We start from the raw sequence: 16,579 nt of genomic DNA, 5'->3' as shown, positions 1-16,579 counted from the left end.
CGCGCGTGCACGCTCACGCCGCCTCCGCCCGGTACCGGTACAGCACCGTGGGATCGGCGCTGAACTGCGAGAACGGGAACGGTTCCGCCGACAGTGCGGTCACGCCGGAGCCGAGGAACGCCCGCGCCACCGCGCTGCCCGTCTGCGCGTAGACCACCAGCGGCACCGCTCGCTCGCGGCAGTGCTCCAGGACGTGGTCGAACGTGCCGTTGCTCACCGTCATCCCGGTGGCCACGACGGCGTCGGCCGGTGCCAGCACCTCGGTCATGGACTCGGCGACCGGATCGCCCCACTGGGTCCGGCGGAGGTTGAGGTCGCACGGCAGGCACGCCCCGCCGCGCTCCCGGATCGCGGCGACGAGCGGGTTGACCACCCCGATCAGCGCCACCCGCGCGCCGGGGGCGATGTCCAACAGCTCCGCGATCGCGGCGTCCCGTGCCTGCGCGCGCCGTTCGGGCGTGCCGGCGGGGAGGGTGACCGGCTCGGCGTCCGACTCGCGGTGCGGGCGCACCTCGGCCAGGTAGGCGTCGAGCGCGGCGATGCGCAGCGGGGTGCGGGCGTCGCGGAGCAGCTCGTCGAGCGGGGATCCGGACGCTTCCCGGCCGATCGCCGGGTCGAGCTCCCCGGCCTCGAAGGCGCAGGCGCCGAAGGACCCGCCGACGCGCACCAGCACGTACTGGTTGAGGTAGGTGGTGTCGCCGCCGGCCAGCCGGGTCCCGTGGTGCAGCCAGAACACGCTGGTCGCGGTCAGCTCCGCAGGGTCGGGGCCGTGCTCCCCGGCGAGCACCTGGGTGGTCAGCTCGGCGACCGTGGCCACGGTCATCGGTCCTCCTCGGTCAGCCGGAACAGGTAGGTCAGCACGCCGTCCTGCCAGTCGTGCAGGTGGGCGATCTCGGTCGCGAACCCGAGCCCGGTGGCGTGGCCGATGATGGCCCGCAGGTCCGCGGTGTTGGACACGATCAGGAACACCTCGCCGCCGGGGGCCAGCAGGCGGCGCTCGGCGATCTGCGTGAAGAACCGAGCCACCAGCGGGCTGCCCGTGCAGACGTTGCGCACGACCGCCGGGTCGTCGCTGACCCGCTGGCTGACGGCGGGCGGGTTGAAGGTGATGACGTCGGCGCGAAACCCGGGCGGGAACTCCTCGAAGAGGTCGGAGACGACCGGGACGAAGGTGCTGCTGCTGGTGGGCGCGGCCAGCTCGTCGAAGCACTGCTGCGCGGCGCGCACGCTGGCGGGGTCGACGTCGCAGGCGTGGACCTCGGCAGCGCCGCGGCGCCCGGCCACCACGGCTTCCACGCCGAGCCCGACACCCATCGCCACGTACACCCGGCCCTCGACGTCGATGGTCCCGTCGAGCAGGCGTTCGTGGACCATCCGGCTGGTCGCCCCGGGGCGGAACACGCCGGGCGGCACGGTGAAGGTCCACCCGTTCCACTCGTAGCAGCGGGTGGTGTGCAGGTCGGGCCCGGGCCGGTTGAGCGCGATGATCTGCGCTGCGGGCAGGGGTTCGGGGAGCTGGTCGGGGAGCACTGGGTGTGCCACAGTTTTGGTGCCTTTCATCGTCCGATCGAGCGCAGGTAGGCGGCGAACTGCTCGGCGCCGTCGATGTTCCGCGGTCCGCTGACGGCTTGCCCGTAGTCGAGCACGTAGAAGTGTCCACTTCGGACAGCGGGGCTGTCGGCGAGCGCCGGGTGCGACTGCAGGAACGCGATCTTGTCGGTGACCGGGCGGTCGCCGTAGTCGACCACGACGATCACCTCCGGTGCCGCTCGCACCACGTCCTCCCAGCCGACGGTGGTCCAGCGCTGGTCGAGGTCGCTGAAGATGTTCCGCCCGCCGGCCAACGAGATGAGCGCGTCCGGTGCGGCTTGTGCGCCGGAGGTGAAGGGCTGGTCGGTGCCCGAGTCGTAGAGGAACACCCGCGCCGGTTCGCCCGCCGGGCGCTGCTGCCGCAGCGCTTCGGCGCGCCGTTGCAGGTCGGAGACCAGCGCTTCGGCCCGCTCCGGCACGTGGAAGATCGCGCCGATCTGCCGCAGGTCGGTGTAGAGCGCGTCCAGTGGCGGCACCTTCACCGGGTGCGAGCCGTAGGTGAAGCAGCTCTCGGTGTGCTGGTAGCTGCGGATGCCGACGTCGGCCAGCAGCTGCGGGGTGATGCCGCGTGCTTCGCTGAAGCCCGAGTTCCAGCCGGCGAGCACCCAGTCCGCCTTGGCGGCGACGACCACTTCGCGGCTGAGCACGTCGGTGCTGAGCGTCTCCACCGACCGGTAGTCGTCGAGGTACGGGGAGCGCTGCACGGCGGGGTCGGCGGTGGAGGGCATCACGATGCCGCGCATCCGGTCGGCCAGGCCGAGCGCGAACATCTTCTCGGTGCTGCTCATGTCGTAGGCGACCGCGCGCTGCGGCAGCGGGTAGCTGATGCGCTCACCGCAGTTCTCGACGACCACCGGTGCGGCGTCGCCGGGGTCCGGTGGCTGCACGGTCGCGCCGCAGCCCGCGAGGAGCACGGCGGTGCCCAGCAAGGCCGTGGTGCGACGCAGGGTCATGGGGTTCCTCCCGGTTCGGTCAGGTCGTGGAGCAGTTGCGGCGCACCGGTGCGCGGGTGCGTCACGAGCGACACGGACACGCCGAAGACGTCGCGGACGAGCTCGGGGTCCAGCACCTCGTGCGGCTTCCCGGTGCGGACGACCGTGCCTCGGGACAGCACGGCGAGCCGGTCGCAGGTGGCCGCGGCGAGGTTGAGGTCGTGCAGCGCGACGAGCACGGTGAGCCCGCACTCGCGCAGGAACGACAGCAGGGCCACCTGGTGGCGCACGTCGAGGTGGTTCGTCGGCTCGTCGAGCACCAGCACCCGCGGTCGCTGCGCGAGCGCGCGGGCGATGAGCACGCGCTGCCGCTCGCCGCCGGACAGCGACAGGACGCTGCGCCCCGCCAGGTGTTCGACGTCGGTGCGCCGCATGGCCTGGCGGCACAGCTCCCAGTCCGCGTCGGTCAGCTGCTGGTTGCCGCGCAGGTGCGGGGCGCGGCCGAGCGCGACGACTTCCGCGACCGTGAAGTCGAGTTCGGTGCGGCTCTCCTGGGTGAGCGCGGCGACCGAGCGCGCGCTCTCGGCCAGCGGCAGCGAAGCGAGGTCCGTCCCGTCCAGCAGCACCGCGCCGGTGGTGGGGCGCAGCGCCCGGTAGAGGCAGCGCAGCGCGGTGGACTTGCCGCTGCCGTTGGGGCCGACGAGGCCCACCACCTCGCCGCTGCCCACGGACAGGTCCAGCCGGTCGACCAGCGTCGAGCCGGCGACCTCCACGGACACGTCGTCCAGCACCACGTCCACGTCAGTTCCCCCCGAACAGGTAGCTGCGGCGGCGCATCAGCGTGACGAACACGGGCACCCCGATGAGCGCGGTGATGACGCCCAGCGGCAGTTCCCGCGGCGCGAACGCGGTGCGGGAGACCAGGTCCACCCACACCAGCAGCACGGCACCGGCCAGCGGCGCGACCACCAGGACCCGGCGGTGCGCGGCACCGACCACGATGCGCACCAGGTGCGGCATGACCAGCCCGATGAACCCGATGGCGCCGCTGACGGCCACGATCGCCCCGGTGACCACGGCGGTGAGCAGGAACAGTCCGCGCCGCAGGCGCGTCGCGTCGACACCGAGGCTGGCGGCGGTCTCGTCGCCCATCGCCAGCACGTCCAGCGCGCGCCCCTGTCGCACCAGCAGCACCACGGCGACCAGGACGGCGACGGCGGCGATGGGCAGTGACTCCCAGGTGGCGCCGCCGAGGCTGCCCAGCAGCCAGAACAGCACGGTGCGCGCGGATTCCCCGAACGGCGCGAAGAACACGATGACGCTCATGGCGGCCTGGAACCCGTAGGCCAGGGCGACGCCGATGAGCACCAACCGCAGCGGGCTCAACCCGGTCCGGGTGCGGGCGACCAGGTAGACCAGCGCGGTCGCCCCGAGCGCCCCGAGGAACGCGGCCGCGGACAGCGCGAGGACGCCCAGCGAGGAGAACAGCCCGAAGGACACGACGGCGCTGGCGCCCACCGACGCCCCGGACGAGACGCCGAGGATGAACGGGTCGGCGAGCGCGTTGCGCACCAACGCCTGCACCGCGACGCCGATGGCGCTCAACCCGGCCCCGACGACCGCGGCCAGCAGCACGCGCGGCGCGCGGACCTGCCAGACCACCGCGTAGTCGGTGAACTCCTCGGCCCTGATCGACCCGCCGGTGACCGCGGCCCACAGGTAGCGCGCGGTGTCGGCCACCGGCACGGCCGTCGGCCCCACCGCGATCGCGACCAGTGCGGACACCAGCAGCACCGCGGTGAGCGGCCCAGCGATGAGCACCAGCGGCACGCGCGGCGCCAACTCGGGCACCGGCGTCCTGGCGCGTGTGAGAAGCATGTCGTCCCCGATCTCGATGTGTCCCCCGAACCGGTGCCCACTCTGACGAAAATGACAATCATTGTCAACTAGGGTGAGATGTGGTCGATCGCGCGCGGTGGAGCGCTCGGCGCGGGGGTGTGCGGCTCTCGGGGCGGTCGGTCCGCAGGTCAGGAGGGGTGCGGCGCACCCCTGTGGAGGTCGGTGATCAGAGATCCCGTATCCTGTGGCGAGCAAGCCCCCGTAGCCCAATCGGCAGAGGCAGCGGACTCAAAATCCGTCCAGTGTGCGTTCGAGTCGCACCGGGGGCACCATGGATGACCACATGGAACCGGCCTCTCACCTGCGGAAACGGCAGGGAGAGGCCGGTTCTGCTCCTGCGGCTGCACCCGGCCGGCTGCGCCCGACTGCGGCGGTTCACGGCACATTCGCGGCAGAGTTCCGGCTCACCGTGCGCTTGACGTGCGAACGCCGGTCGCGTGCGGCGACGTGGATCTCCCGGCGAGGTGCTCGGTGGGGTCGACTGGGCCGATCGAGTGACGTGCGGTGGTTTCGGCATCGCTCGGGTGGGGTGGCGGTCACGATCGTCCGCATCGCCTGGAGCAGGGGGCTCCGGGTCTGGGGAGGGAAGGACTTCTGCATGAGTCGAACACTGTGGCGTCGCGCCGCGACCGGCCTCGGCGCGCTGGTGGCCGCCGCTGCCGTACCGCTGGTCGTGACCACGCCGGCAGCCCACGCCGAAGTGGAACACTGCGTGACCTACCTCGTCCACCAGGGCTACGTGGTCGGCGAGCAGTCGCTCGCCGCCTGCAACGCAGCCAGTGACGGCAGCGCCATCGGACGCCAGAGCTGCTACCTCACCCTGACCGGTCTCGGCGTCGGCTACGAACACGCCGACACGGCGTGTGACGTGGCGTCGGACTAGCGGTCCCCGGCGGGCTCCACTCCACTGAGGACAGCGAGGTCCCTGCTCCTCGCAGCCGACAACGGGATGAGCCGGTGAGCGAACGACGCACGACCACGACGAGCACGGGGGCGGCCCCTGGAGCGCAGCGCTCCGGGGGCCGCTGTGGTACCAGGGCGGTGAACAGCGCGCTCCCGGTACCGAACCGGTCCCTCCACTTGCGACGGTCGCAGTGGAAGACCGGCCCGCGTCTGCACGTGATCTGGGGTGTGGGCCCCTGCTCCTCACCAGCGACAGGTCGGTCCCCACGCGTGCGGTGGCGTGGGAACCTCCGGTCACGGGTCTCCGAGGGGTGGGGCTCCCCTGACGGTGTCCCAGCCGAGCACTCCGGTGAGGTCGGCGCCGGTGAGGTCGGCTTGGAACAACATGGCTTCGGTGAGGTCGGCGCCGGCGAGGTCTGTCTCGGTGAGGTCCGCGTGGCCGAGGCAGGCCTCGCTGAGGTCGGCGGAGGTGAGTTCGGCTCCGCGCAAGCGGGCACCGTTGAGGTCGGCCTGGGTGAGGTCGGCTCCGGAGAGGTGCGCGTCGGTGAGGTCGGCTTCCATGAGGGAGGCATCGGAGAGGTCGGCGCGGTCGAGCCAGGCCCGGGACAGGTGGGCACGGGCGAGGACGGCGTGGGAGAGCACGGCGTCGGTGAGCTCGGCGCGGTCGAGCACGGCGAGGGTGAGGCCGGCGTCGGCCAGGTTCGCCTCGGTGAGGTGGGCGTCGGAGAGGTCGGCTTCGCCGAGATCAGCGTGGGCGAGATCGGCGCGGTCGAGTGAGGCCTGGGTGAGGTCGGCGCCGGTGAGGTCAGCTCCCGAGAGGTGGGCGTCGTTGAGGTCGGCGTGGGGGAGGCAGGCGCCGGAGAGGTCCACCTCCTGGCTGCCCCACCGGGAGTGCAGGCGGCCGAGCACGGTCACCGTGGCTTGCACGTCCGCTGTGGGCGGTGCGTCGGGGCAGGCCCCGTGCGGGGTCGGCCGCAGTGCCCTCGTCTCCTCGCGGACGAAGGTGGCGAGCACGTTCACCACGGTGGGGTGGTCGCGCGCGGAGTCGCGGGCGATGCGCTCCAGGGCGTAGATCCCGCCCAGCCGGATCTGGAGCTCGTCCGAGCCGAGCTGTTCGATGGCCGTGCTGAACCGGTCGGTGAGCTGGCCCTACTCGGCGTTGTGGGCCTGGGACTGGGCCGTGTACCAGCTGGGGATGGCCAACGCCAGGGTGGCCAGCGCGGCGATCAAGGTGCCCACCTGGGTCAGGTCCAGCTTCCTGCGCGCTCGCGCGAGGCGCGGCCAGCGCGGAGGGGTGGGGCGGCGCAGCCCCAATCCGGCCGGGCGGGCCGGGGACCGTCGTCGACGCGACCGGGCAGCGGCTGGCGGGCGAGCTCGTCGCATGGTCAACACCGTGCCACCAGCGGCGGCGGCCGTGGGGCGGTTCAGCGCTTTCTCGAAGGCCCGCCACCGGTACGGCTCAGTCGTCGAACCGCTGTGCGCGGGGCGTCAGTCCGGCGTCGCCTCGTGCCCGGGGAGCGGCGAACCGTCGTCGCGGACGCTCCGCTCCCGCTCCTTCATCTCGGCCTCGAAGACGTGCCTGCGGCCCTTCAGCAGCTGGTCCCGTGCTCGCCGCTCGTGCTCGCGGACGCAGCTCCAGTAGCCGTCGTCGAAGTCCTCGACGATCTGGAAGGTCCACCGTCCGTGGATGACGTTGCGGCCGACGAGCTCCCGCTCGATCGTGTCGGCCAGCTCGTCCTGGTCGCAGTCCCGCAGGGCCGACACGGCCTCGGAGAGCTTCGCGTCGCTGGAGCCGATCAGCTGGTGGAACTCGTAGAGGTGCCCGCGAGCGCGCTCGACGGTCTCCAGCGCCTCGGAGAGCTTGCCGACAGCGGCCACCGTCGCGTCGTCGACCCCCTCGGGGCGCTGGTGCTCGGGTGCTGGCTGGTCCACGCGATCCATGGACCCATGATGACCTCGCCCGGCGTGATCGGCCTGTCGAGCCAGCTGGCGCGGAGCGAGGATCAGGCATGGGAGTGCGTTCTCCAGGACGTGAGGGTGACGCCTTGTTGACGAGCGCGACATCGCCACGTGCTCTTCGCGCATGAGGGGAAGTCGTTTCCCCCCTGCTCGATGGGGCGGTGTGGGTTCGCATGTGCGGTGCGACTGGCATCATCGCCCGCTGAGCCCAACATCAGCCGCGTCCGATTGAGTGAACGCTGAACTGAGCTGTGCTTCGGCTCGAGCAGCCTGGCAACGTTGATCGCCGTCGCAGAAGATCGGGAGAGGTCATCGTGTCAGGCGGGAAGCGGGAGCGTTCGCGGGGCGACCGAGCGGCTCTGATCTCGTTCAGCGGCGGTCGATGCTCTTGGCCGGGGCGTACACGATCGCCCTCGAGATGGCGCTCATCTGCGCGGCGAACCCGAACGGCGAGCGCTAGGTCCCGGACATGAGTGATGAGGAGCGCAAGTCGTTCGACACTCTCATCTTCCTCTGCGTTGTGCACCACAAGACCATCGATGAGCGCGGAGCGGAGGAGAAGTACTCGGTCGAGTCGCTGCGGAACGGTCTCGGTGACTTCGGTGACGATGTGGCACGCCTGGACGAGACGATCAGTTCCTCGGGGAAGCTGGAAGAGTTCGTGGCACAGATCCCACGTGCGGCGAGGCAGTTGCGAAGCGCTGCTGAGCACGCTTCTGAAGCGGCTCGATCCCGGTGATCCGATGTGGACTGGGATGAGGCGGGCAGCGATGCGGCGACGAGGGTCCTCGGAGTTGCAAGGTCCCGCCGTCGGTGCAGGAACCCCTGGGGCGAGCTCGCGGTGAGCGTTCTCCCGCGCAGTGCCCGTTCCCCTCGACGACCGTCCCCGCCGCCCTGCATCGGTTCAGGCCCTGGGTGTGTTCGTGGTGGGGGTGGAGCGGTTACCCGAAGGACCGGTGTTGAGGGAGGGGGGCGGGAACCATGGACATGACGAGCCGAGCGGTCGGTGGGTTGGTCAACTACGTCCGGAGCGTGTCCGGAGGACTCGGCAGCGAGGTCTGCGACATCGACGTCGACGTCGACAGCGGCCTGGCGACGGTGCTGGTCGAGGTGCGTTCGCGCGTCCCCGCGCTGCCGGAGTACCCGCTGCTGCTGACCTGGGACGAGGTCAGTGGTTGGGCCCTGCGCGTGCTGACCGACGACGCCGGGGAGACCGTCTCGCTGGAGTTCCTGGGAGAGAGCATCCTGCCCGCTCCCGAGACGGTGCAGGAGTTCCTCCTCGACGCGATCCGGGGACGCAGCCCGGGCACCCTGGCGCCGCCGGCGTTCCGGCTGCCCAACGCCGACGACGGGCTGGAGAACCGGCTCGCGCGGTTCGACGGCTGACGGCCGCGGGCGACGGGCCGTGGTGCCGCGGCTCCCGTGGAAGTCGGGCGGTCGATCCCCGTCGAGATCGCGGGCGGTGGTCGGCGCACGACCGGCACCGCCCGGCCCACGCCGCGGCGTTTCGGGGCGCACGCCGGGTGGCTACCCCTCAGGCATGTCGGAGCACACGTCGTCGCCCGAACCCGACCCGGAGCCGGACCGCACGCCGGGCCTGGAGGCGGGCGGGTCCGTACCGCCGGGGGAGACGCCGCCCGAGTCGGCGTCCGCGACCGAAGGCCTCTCCCACACGAGCCGCGCCTCCGCGAACCCCACGAAGTGGGTGTGGCTCGTCGTGATCGCCGTCGTGGTGGTGCTCGTCGCCGGGTTCTTCGTGTTCTGGGCGATCGGGGCGGTGTCCTGACGTCGGGGCGACCCTCCTCAGTGGTCAGTCGGGGAGACGGTTCGTCCCCTCCCGCGCGGGGAAGTCCGGTACGGGACGACTGGGCTGAGGTGAGGTCGATGGAGCGGGGCCGGGACTCGTTGGCGGTGACGTTCGTGGGCAACGCGACGACCGTGCTCCGGTGGCACTCGTTCACGCTGCTCACCGACCCGAACTTCCTGCACGCCGGGCAACTGGCCCACCTCGGGCACGGGCTGACCTCCAAGCGCCTGCTCGAACCCGCGATGCAGGTCGAGGAGCTGCCGGCCGACCTCGACGCCGTCCTGCTCTCCCACCTGCACGGGGACCACTGGGACCGCGCGGTCCGCCGGAAGCTCGACCGCGGCACACCGATCGTGACGACACCGCACGCTTCGCGCCGGCTCCAGGGCTGGCACGGCTTCCGCCGGGCGACCGGGCTGCGCACGTGGGAGTCGCAGGACCTGCTCAAGCACGACACGTACGTCCGGGTCACCGCACTGCCCGCGGTGCACGCGCCCGGCCTGGTGCGCTACCTGCTGCCGCCGGTCATGGGCAGCCTCGTCGAGTTCTGCACGGTGGGCGGCGGGCCCCTGCTCCGGCTCTACATCACCGGCGACACCCTGCTGTTCGACGGGGTGCGGGAGATCGCGCGTCGCTGTCCGGACATCGACGTGGTGATCGCGCACCTCGGCGGCACCACGATCCCCGGCGGGCTGATGGTGACGATGGACGCGCGACAGGGAGCCGACCTCCTGGAGGTGGTCCCCGCACGGACCCTGATCCCGGTGCACACCGACGACTACACCGTGATGAAGTCCTCCCTCGCCGACTTCCTGGCGGAGGTCCGCAGCCGCGGCCTGGAGGACGAGGTCACCGTCGTGGAGCGGGGCGAGACCGTGGAGATCGCGTGCCGCGCCGCCCGCGGGGGCACCACCCCGCCGTGACCCGCGCTACTGCTCGTCGTCGGTGCGGCGCTCGGCGCCGCGCTGGTCCTCGGCCCGCTTGCGGGCGCGTTCCTGCTGGACCGCGCGGTGCTGCTCCGGCGTCGCCGTCCCCTCCGCCATGGACACCTCGGCGTCGACCATGCGCTGCTCGCGCTCGTCGGCGCGGTCCGCCTGGACCTGCTCGTCCGGGCCGGGGCGCTGGGTGCGGATCGGGTGCGACCGCCGGTACGGGTTGTCCGGGGGAAGCCCACCGGACACCCGGCCGTAGAAGCCGAACAGGAACATGACGAGCCCGGCGATGGTGCAGAACAGGGTGGTCGACAGCACGAAGCCGAGCACGTTCCAGGACGTGTGCTGCACGGCCAGGTGCAGCAGTCCGACCACGAGGAAGAGGACGCCGAGCGCGATGCTGGCGGTCGAGGCGATCGTGCTGCTCGCCAGGGCGGTGCCGAACAGCACCAACCCCGCCACGCCGGTGGCGATCGCGACCGCGGTGCTCATCGTCGGCGCGGGTCCTGACAACCCCCCGACCACCGCGAACGCGACCAGCAGCACGCCCAGCACGGCGCTGCCGAGGCGGTGCGTCACCTGGACCCGGTTCGGTACGGCCACGATGTGCCTCCACGGGGTGCTCGAGTGCAGGACACCGTCCGGGTCCCCGCCGCACGCCACGGGGAAACACTCCGCCGCGGCGTCAGGCGGCGTTCGACGAGGTGGTGCTCAGCGCCTCGTGGAGCGCGTCCCGGTGCAGCTCCGCCACGGGCGCCAGCAGGTCCGGGTGGCGCAGGAAGGCCGCCGCGGCGAGCTCCCGGTCACCGGGCTCGAGCAGACGGCGGAACTCCGGAAGCCCGTCGTCGCTGGTCAGGCAGGCGATGGCCCGCGCAGCCAGCGCCGGGTCCGCGAGCAGGCAGGCGGCCCAGCTGGCGACGACCTCGTCGACCCACGTCCGCCAGGCGTCGTCCTCGCCGTCCGCGCCGGTCGAACCCCCGACCAGCGCGTCCAGGCGCTCGGCGCCGCCCGGCCCGGCGAGGTGCACCAGGTCGGCGTCGACGTCGGTGGGGTAGCGCAGCCAGGCCGCCGCGGTCACGGCCTGGGTGGCCTGGGCCTCGGCCAGCGCGCGGCTGAGGGCACCCCCGCGGGGCGCGGGGTAGGCCGTGGTCAGCCACCGGGCGGTGGCCGCGATGATCGGGGTGAGGGCCGAGGACACGTCGGGGGTCTCGCTTCCACGCTGTTCTCCGGGCAGCGCCCGCCACGGTAGTCAGGCCGCTGACCTGCACAAAGCCCTCGGCGGAAGCTGAGACGAAACGCACGCGGTCCGCGCACCGCCGCTGGAGCGGTGCGCGGACCGCGTGCGCTCAGTCGCGCGTCGGGCGCGGCGGCGGCCGGGTGTCGGTGGCCGGGTCGTCGTCGGCCGGTGGTTCGGCGTCCAGCGACTCGTCCGCCCGCGTCGGGTGACCACCGCGCAGCTCGCCCTCGATCTCCTTCTCCAGCGCGTCGTCCTTGGCCGGTCCGTGCTTGTCCGAACCGCGTGTCATGGTGGCTCCTCTCCGTGCTGCGGCCACGGTGACCCGTGGTCGCATCGGGTGCGGCGCTGCTGGGACACGGTCACGTGAGGGTGAACGGCAGCGCCGACACGCACTTCTCGTACTTCGCGGTCAGGTCCTCGGCGTCCTGGGCGCCCAGGTAGGCGGCGAAGAGCTCGTAGCTGTAGCTGTCCTGGGTGGGCAGCTCGGAGAGCCGGTGGCCCTCCTCGGCCACGATGTCGATGATCGCGTCGGGCATCTCCTCCTGGAGCTGCGCCACGTGCTCCGCCGACGGCGTCGCGCGGACGAACGCGTCGCGGAAGGCGCGGCGGTACCACTTCGCCGCGACGGCGTGCTCGCCCTGCCGGTGCGGCATCTCCGGCGTCTCGCCGAGCGCGAGCTGCACCATGCACTCCAGGTTCGAGGCGCCGTCGACGTGCTTGAACAGCGGGGCGTGCGATTGCGACAGCCTCGGGTTGATCTCCAGGACGTAGAGCGCGTCCTGCTCCTCGTTCCAGAAGAACTCGATGTTGAACATCGAGTCGTCCAACCCGATCTGCTGCATCACCGCGACCGCTGTGCTCGCGACGCGGTCCTGCACCTGCTCCGGCAGCGCGGAGGGGTACTGGTAGCGGAGGAAGCTGGAGGTGTCGGGGTAGCACACCGAGTCGATCACGCCGTAGACGTGCGTCTCCCCGCCGTGGCAGTAGCCCTCCACGGTCAGCTGCACACCGCTGACCTCCTCCTCCGCCAGGCACGCCTGCCCGCCGGCCTCGGCGATCTCCGGGGGCAGTTCGAGCATCGACAGCAGGAAGTCGAAGGCCTCGCCGACGTGGCCGATGCCCTGCCGGATCTCGGCGGCGGCGTCGGCGAGCCCCGACTCGTCGGTGACCTCGAAGGCGAGGTCGGAGGAGTAGGACTTGACCGGCTTGAGCCACATCGGGAACGACAGGCCCGGCGGTGGACGCGGGTCGTCGAGGTCGACGAGGCCGAAGCCGGGGTGGGCATCGGTGACCTTGCGCTGCTCCAGGCGGCTCCAGTACTTGTGCTCGCACGTGACCACCGACTCCAGGCTGGGGCCCGGCAAGCCGTTCCGGGTGCACAGGATCGGCACCAGCGAGCTGACGGGGAAGTCCCAGTACCCGATGATCGCGTCCACCGACCCGTCGAACGAGTCGAGCAGGCGCTGCGCCGCCTCGATGTGGTCGGCCGGGGTCACCTCGCGGAACATGAGGTCCCCCTTGTCGAGCAGGGGGTGGAACCGGTAGGGGCTGCGCTGCTCCAGCTCGCGCAGCAGCGCCAGGTTCCGGTCGTCGGGTCCGAGGACGAAGACGTTCTTCGATCGTTCTGCCACGACCCCCAGGTACCCGGGACCGCCGGTCCCTACGCGGTGACGTCCTCGTCCGGGGTGAGGTCGGCGGCACGCACCTCGAAGTAGGAGTGTCCTTTGTGGGCCTTCACCGCGGTGCCCAGCACGGGCAGCACGATGCGGTCGCTGACGTTGACGACCACCGGGGTCTCCCCGGCCCCGCTCTCGATGAGCCCGGCCAGGGTGTCGGCGAGCTGCTCCACCGTCATCTGCGCCACCGCGTTGTCAGCCATGTGCTCCCTCCCGTGGTCGTCCGGTGCGCCGCGCACCGGCGTCCTGGGACTGCCCGCGCGGGGGAGCACGCAAACCGCCCCCTCCGCACCAGGGCACCGGCGGGAGCGGACCACCGCATCCCCGGAGGCGGTGCTCCGCTCCCGCCGTCCGGCGGCCTCACCGCGGCTGCTGCGGGACCGCGTCCTCGACCTGATCGGCGTCGTCGTAGGTGCCGTCCGGCACGGCGCGCAGCGCGAGCATGGTCTTCGCGTCGGCGCCGCGCTCCTCCGCGTAGGTGATCAGGTCCTGCTTGGTCGCCGGGAAGTCCGCGCCTTGCAGCGCCTTCCTGACGCGTCGGTCGTCCGACTTGGTCATCGTCACCTCCGTTGCACTGGCGGGGAGCGTGGGACGTCCCCGCACCGGGTACCCGGCCGCAGCGCCGGTGCCACCGCGCCGGCGTGGACCGACCGGAGGGAGGCACGAGATGGGGTCGAAGCGCAGCGGACGGATCGGACCGCTGACCTGGCGCCGCGGCCGGCGGGGCGCGCGGACGTGGTCGCTGGGCCTCGGGCCGTGGTCGTGGACGAGCCGCGGCCGCCGGCACACCGTCCGCTCCCGGTGGTGGCGGCGCAGCTCGTCGTGACCTCACACGTGGTCGCGGGGGATGCGGCGCCGCCAGTTGTGCGAGTAGACCCGGGCGCCGCCCTCGAAGGCGTCCAGCTCGGCGTCCAGGTGGAACTCGGTCGGCGTCGAGGTGAGCACGGTGCGCGTCCGGGTGCGGACCGACCACGGGCCCCGCTCGAACGCCATCACCCACGTGACCTCGCCGCGCACCGAGTCGAAGTCGTCGGCGTTCCAGCTGTAGCGCTCCTCGGCCCTGCGGGTGACGTCGAGGTCGATGTCCTCGAACCGCACCACGCCGAGGTCCTTGACCACCTCCAGCGAGGCCTCGTAGTCCACGAGGTCCCGCGACACCGTCCACCGCCCCTCGCCGGGCCGCACCGGGGTGGTGGTGAGCGGCGGCGCCCCCTCGGCCTCCTCGAACGCCGGTGTCGGCATCTCGTCGGTGTCCCCGGACCGCCGGACGGGCAGGATGAGCGCGCTGTCCTGCGGGTGCACGGTGAGCCGGACCGGCTCGGGCGGTGGCCAGGCCAGCGGCCAGTACGAGGTCGACAGGGCGAGCCGGATCTTGTGCCCGGGCGGGAACGCCTGCGCGACGCCGTTGAGCTGCACCTGCACCTGGTAGCGGGTCCCCGGCTCCAGGGCGCGCGGCTCGGCGTGCCCGTCGCGGTGGCACAGGTTGAGCAGCCCGTAGGTGACGCGAGTGGCGCGCCCGTCCTGGTCGATGTCGGACAGCCGCACGGCCAGCGACGCGACCGGCCGGTCGACCTCCAGGTTCAGGTCGGCCACCGGGCCGCCGAGGATCTCGCAGCGCTCGATGAGCGGGTCGGTGTCGAACACCAGCGCGCCGCCGTCCTCCTCCCGCTGGTCGTAGGGCAGGTCCGGCGGGGCGTTGTAGGAGCACCACTTGCCGGCGAACTGGCCCAGCGACAGCGGTGAGCTGATCGACAGCGGGCGGGACGCCGGCCGGTCGTCGGGGCGCGCGACCAGGTTCTGGCCGAGCGGGCAGCGCACCCGGTCCACGTGCGGGGACGGCCACGACGGCTCCCCCACCCAGCGCCCCGGGCGCTGGCGGTAGGCGGTGGACGGCGGCGCGCTCTCCTGCATCCAGGTGCGCAGCGTCGGGCCGTCCATGATCCCGTTGTCGACGTCCTTGAGCCAGTGGTCCCACCAGCGCACGAGCTCCTGCAGGAACCCGATCGGCGGCCCCGGCTCGCCGAGGTGCGGGTACTTGTGCGACCACGGGCCGATCAGGCCCAACCGCGGTGCCTGGAGGTGCTCCATCACCCGGAACACGGCGTTGGAGTAGCCGTCCGCCCAGCCGCTGACCGCGAGCACCGGGCACTGGACGCTGGAGTAGTCCTCGCACACCGAACCGTGCCGCCAGTAGTCGTCCCGGCGCTGGTGGCGCAGCCACTCGTCGAGCCAGAGCCCGCTGCCGGACAGCCGCTCGAACCACATGTCCCGCCACCGCTCGCCGACGCTGGCCGGGTCGGGCGGGCAGGAGGTGTAGGCGAACATCGTCGACGCCCACGACAGGTTGTCGCTGAGCAGGCACCCGCCCATGTAGTGCACGTCGTCGGCGTAGCGGTCGTCGCTGAAGCTGAGCGCCGCGATCGCGCCCAGGCTCGGCGGCCGGCGCGCGGCGATCTGCAGGGCGTTGAACCCGCCCCAGGAGATGCCCATCATGCCGGTCCGGCCGTTGCACCAGGGCTGCTCGGCGAGCCAGGCCAGCACCTCCTCGCCGTCCTGGAGCTCCTGCCCGAGGTACTCGTCGGTGAGGACGCCCTCGGAGTCACCGCTGCCGCGCAGGTCGACGCGTGCGCAGGCGTAGCCGTGGCCGGCCAGGTACGGGTGGTTGATCGAGTCCCGCCGGGCGGTCAGGTCGCGCTGCCGGTACGGGATGAACTCCAGGACCGCCGGCACCGCGTGCGTGTCGGAGCTCGTCGGGCGCCAGATGCGTCCCGCCAGCCTCGTCCCGTCCGAGAGCGGTACCCAGACCTGCTCCTCTTCCTTGACGGCGTGGGGCAGTTCGTTCACGACCCGCATGGACGTCCTCCCCTCGCCCGCGTCGTTGCCATCACGACACGTCACCTACCCAGTCCGATCGCCGACCATGCCGATCTCGCCGACGCGTCCGCGCGTGGTTTGCCGACCTTCCCGGCCCGGGCACCCTGGGCGCGTTCCGAGCACCAACGGAGAGCGGGGACGACATGGTGCACGCCGGTACGCGCGAAGGCGACCTGATCGACGTCCTGACCAAGGACCACCGTGCGGTCGAGAGCGCTTTCCAGGAGTACGAACGCGGGGGGATGTCCGACCAGGCCCGGCAGGGGCTGGTGGACCACATCATCACCGAACTGGTCCGCCACTCCGTCGCCGAGGAGCAGTACCTCTACCCGACGGCGCGCGAGGTCCTGCCCGACGGGGACGAGGTGGCCGACCACGAGATCCAGGAGCACGCCGAAGCCGAGGAGGTCATGAAGCAGCTGGAGGGGATGGAGCCGACGGACGCCGAGTACGACCGGTTGGTCCGCGAGCTCATCTCCGACATCCGGCACCACGTCGACGACGAGGAGCAGGACCTCTTCCCGCAGCTGCAGCAGCGCTGCTCGGCCGAGGACCTGCAGGACCTCGGCGCGAAGATCGTGCAGGCCAAGGAGCGCGCCCCGACCCGGCCGCACCCGTCGGCACCGGACAAGCCGCCGGCGAACATGCTGCTGGACCCGGGCGCGGGCATGATCGACCGCTTGCGGGACGCGCTCTCCGGGCGCGGCCGCTAGCGCGGGCCGCGGTGTCCGGAGCACCACGGCCCCGCCCGCGGCACGTTTGCCCCGACG

20 protein-coding genes and 1 tRNA gene are annotated in these 16,579 nt (G+C 72.1%); 7 read left to right on the top strand and 14 right to left on the bottom strand.

Translation table 11 applies throughout. The features are described from left to right. Positions 1-13: 13 nt before the first annotated feature. From HNR68_RS21365 to HNR68_RS21345, 5 genes are read right to left on the bottom strand one after another with little or no spacing between them, the layout of a single operon-like run. A complete protein-coding gene (locus tag HNR68_RS21365) occupies positions 14-823 on the bottom strand; it encodes a Rossmann-like domain-containing protein (protein WP_179723538.1) in 810 nt (269 codons plus the stop codon). Beyond that, positions 820-1,542, bottom strand: a complete 723-nt coding sequence (locus HNR68_RS21360) for a methyltransferase (RefSeq protein WP_343050305.1) — start codon at positions 1,540-1,542, stop codon at positions 820-822. Before HNR68_RS21360 ends, HNR68_RS21365 begins: the two co-directional genes overlap by 4 nt. Before the next feature lie 14 nt (positions 1,543-1,556). After that, a complete protein-coding gene (locus tag HNR68_RS21355; protein WP_179723536.1) occupies positions 1,557-2,543 on the bottom strand; it encodes an ABC transporter substrate-binding protein in 987 nt (328 codons plus the stop codon). Beyond that, positions 2,540-3,322: an ATP-binding cassette domain-containing protein gene (locus HNR68_RS21350; protein ID WP_179723535.1), complete on the bottom strand. Its 783-nt coding sequence runs from the start codon at positions 3,320-3,322 to the stop codon at positions 2,540-2,542. Before HNR68_RS21350 ends, HNR68_RS21355 begins: the two co-directional genes overlap by 4 nt. Before the next feature lies 1 nt (position 3,323). Next, complete coding sequence (locus tag HNR68_RS21345; RefSeq protein ID WP_343050304.1) at positions 3,324-4,373, bottom strand: FecCD family ABC transporter permease; 1,050 nt, start codon at positions 4,371-4,373, stop codon at positions 3,324-3,326. A gap of 243 nt (positions 4,374-4,616) precedes the next feature. On the opposite strand from HNR68_RS21345, the gene HNR68_RS21340 reads away from it, so the two are divergent. Continuing rightward, positions 4,617-4,693 (top strand) — tRNA-Leu (locus tag HNR68_RS21340). 326 nt (positions 4,694-5,019) lie between these two features. Next, a complete protein-coding gene (locus tag HNR68_RS21335) occupies positions 5,020-5,304 on the top strand; it encodes a hypothetical protein (RefSeq protein ID WP_179723533.1) in 285 nt (94 codons plus the stop codon). A 314-nt stretch (positions 5,305-5,618) separates the two neighbouring features. Here HNR68_RS21335 and HNR68_RS21330 read toward each other — a convergent pair whose 3' ends face one another. Further along, the gene (locus HNR68_RS21330; protein WP_179723532.1) at positions 5,619-6,338 is read right to left on the bottom strand and encodes a pentapeptide repeat-containing protein; all 720 of its coding nucleotides are present in this window, start codon (positions 6,336-6,338) and stop codon (positions 5,619-5,621) included. A 474-nt stretch (positions 6,339-6,812) separates the two neighbouring features. After that, positions 6,813-7,265 (bottom strand): hypothetical protein, encoded by a 453-nt coding sequence (locus HNR68_RS21325; protein WP_179723531.1) that lies wholly within the window; start codon positions 7,263-7,265, stop codon positions 6,813-6,815. Positions 7,266-7,752: 487 nt separating this feature from the next. Here HNR68_RS21325 and HNR68_RS21320 point away from each other — a divergent pair, with 487 nt between their 5' ends. The 4 genes from HNR68_RS21320 (at position 7,753) to HNR68_RS21305 (ending at position 10,013) form a co-directional block, all read left to right on the top strand. Then, positions 7,753-8,022, top strand: coding sequence for a hypothetical protein (locus tag HNR68_RS21320; protein ID WP_179723530.1), 270 nt, complete (start codon positions 7,753-7,755; stop codon positions 8,020-8,022). A gap of 248 nt (positions 8,023-8,270) precedes the next feature. Further along, positions 8,271-8,669, top strand: coding sequence for a DUF6292 family protein (locus HNR68_RS21315; RefSeq protein ID WP_246330507.1), 399 nt, complete (start codon positions 8,271-8,273; stop codon positions 8,667-8,669). Between the two features lie 154 nt (positions 8,670-8,823). Then, complete coding sequence (locus tag HNR68_RS21310) at positions 8,824-9,069, top strand: DUF6480 family protein (RefSeq protein ID WP_179723528.1); 246 nt, start codon at positions 8,824-8,826, stop codon at positions 9,067-9,069. 98 nt (positions 9,070-9,167) lie between these two features. Further along, the gene (locus tag HNR68_RS21305) at positions 9,168-10,013 is read left to right on the top strand and encodes an MBL fold metallo-hydrolase (RefSeq protein ID WP_179723527.1); all 846 of its coding nucleotides are present in this window, start codon (positions 9,168-9,170) and stop codon (positions 10,011-10,013) included. 6 nt (positions 10,014-10,019) lie between these two features. Here the strand turns inward: HNR68_RS21305 and HNR68_RS21300 are convergent, their stop codons facing one another. From HNR68_RS21300 to HNR68_RS21270, 7 genes are all read right to left on the bottom strand, one after another. Continuing rightward, positions 10,020-10,625: an APC family permease gene (locus tag HNR68_RS21300; RefSeq protein WP_179723526.1), complete on the bottom strand. Its 606-nt coding sequence runs from the start codon at positions 10,623-10,625 to the stop codon at positions 10,020-10,022. Between the two features lie 82 nt (positions 10,626-10,707). After that, complete coding sequence (locus HNR68_RS21295; RefSeq protein WP_179723525.1) at positions 10,708-11,220, bottom strand: hypothetical protein; 513 nt, start codon at positions 11,218-11,220, stop codon at positions 10,708-10,710. Between the two features lie 148 nt (positions 11,221-11,368). Next, entirely contained in the window at positions 11,369-11,548 is a 180-nt protein-coding gene (locus HNR68_RS21290) for a hypothetical protein (protein WP_179723524.1), read from the bottom strand. 70 nt (positions 11,549-11,618) lie between these two features. Beyond that, positions 11,619-12,890, bottom strand: a complete 1,272-nt coding sequence (locus HNR68_RS21285) for an ATP-grasp domain-containing protein (RefSeq protein WP_179723523.1) — start codon at positions 12,888-12,890, stop codon at positions 11,619-11,621. Between the two features lie 29 nt (positions 12,891-12,919). Continuing rightward, the gene (locus tag HNR68_RS21280; protein ID WP_179723522.1) at positions 12,920-13,138 is read right to left on the bottom strand and encodes a hypothetical protein; all 219 of its coding nucleotides are present in this window, start codon (positions 13,136-13,138) and stop codon (positions 12,920-12,922) included. Positions 13,139-13,295: 157 nt separating this feature from the next. Further along, on the bottom strand, positions 13,296-13,493 hold the full coding sequence (locus HNR68_RS21275; protein WP_179723521.1) for a DUF2795 domain-containing protein: 198 nt from the start codon (positions 13,491-13,493) through the stop codon (positions 13,296-13,298). Between the two features lie 270 nt (positions 13,494-13,763). After that, entirely contained in the window at positions 13,764-15,788 is a 2,025-nt protein-coding gene (locus HNR68_RS21270) for a CocE/NonD family hydrolase (RefSeq protein WP_179723520.1), read from the bottom strand. Between the two features lie 164 nt (positions 15,789-15,952). On the opposite strand from HNR68_RS21270, the gene HNR68_RS21265 reads away from it, so the two are divergent. Next, positions 15,953-16,522 (top strand): hemerythrin domain-containing protein, encoded by a 570-nt coding sequence (locus HNR68_RS21265; protein ID WP_179723519.1) that lies wholly within the window; start codon positions 15,953-15,955, stop codon positions 16,520-16,522. Positions 16,523-16,579: the final 57 nt, after the last annotated feature.

Source organism: Saccharopolyspora hordei, assembly GCF_013410345.1.
Classification (GTDB): Bacteria; Actinomycetota; Actinomycetes; order Mycobacteriales; family Pseudonocardiaceae; genus Saccharopolyspora; species Saccharopolyspora hordei.
Note: the sequence above shows the minus strand (reverse complement) of the source record. Positions and strands in the feature narration are given on the sequence as shown.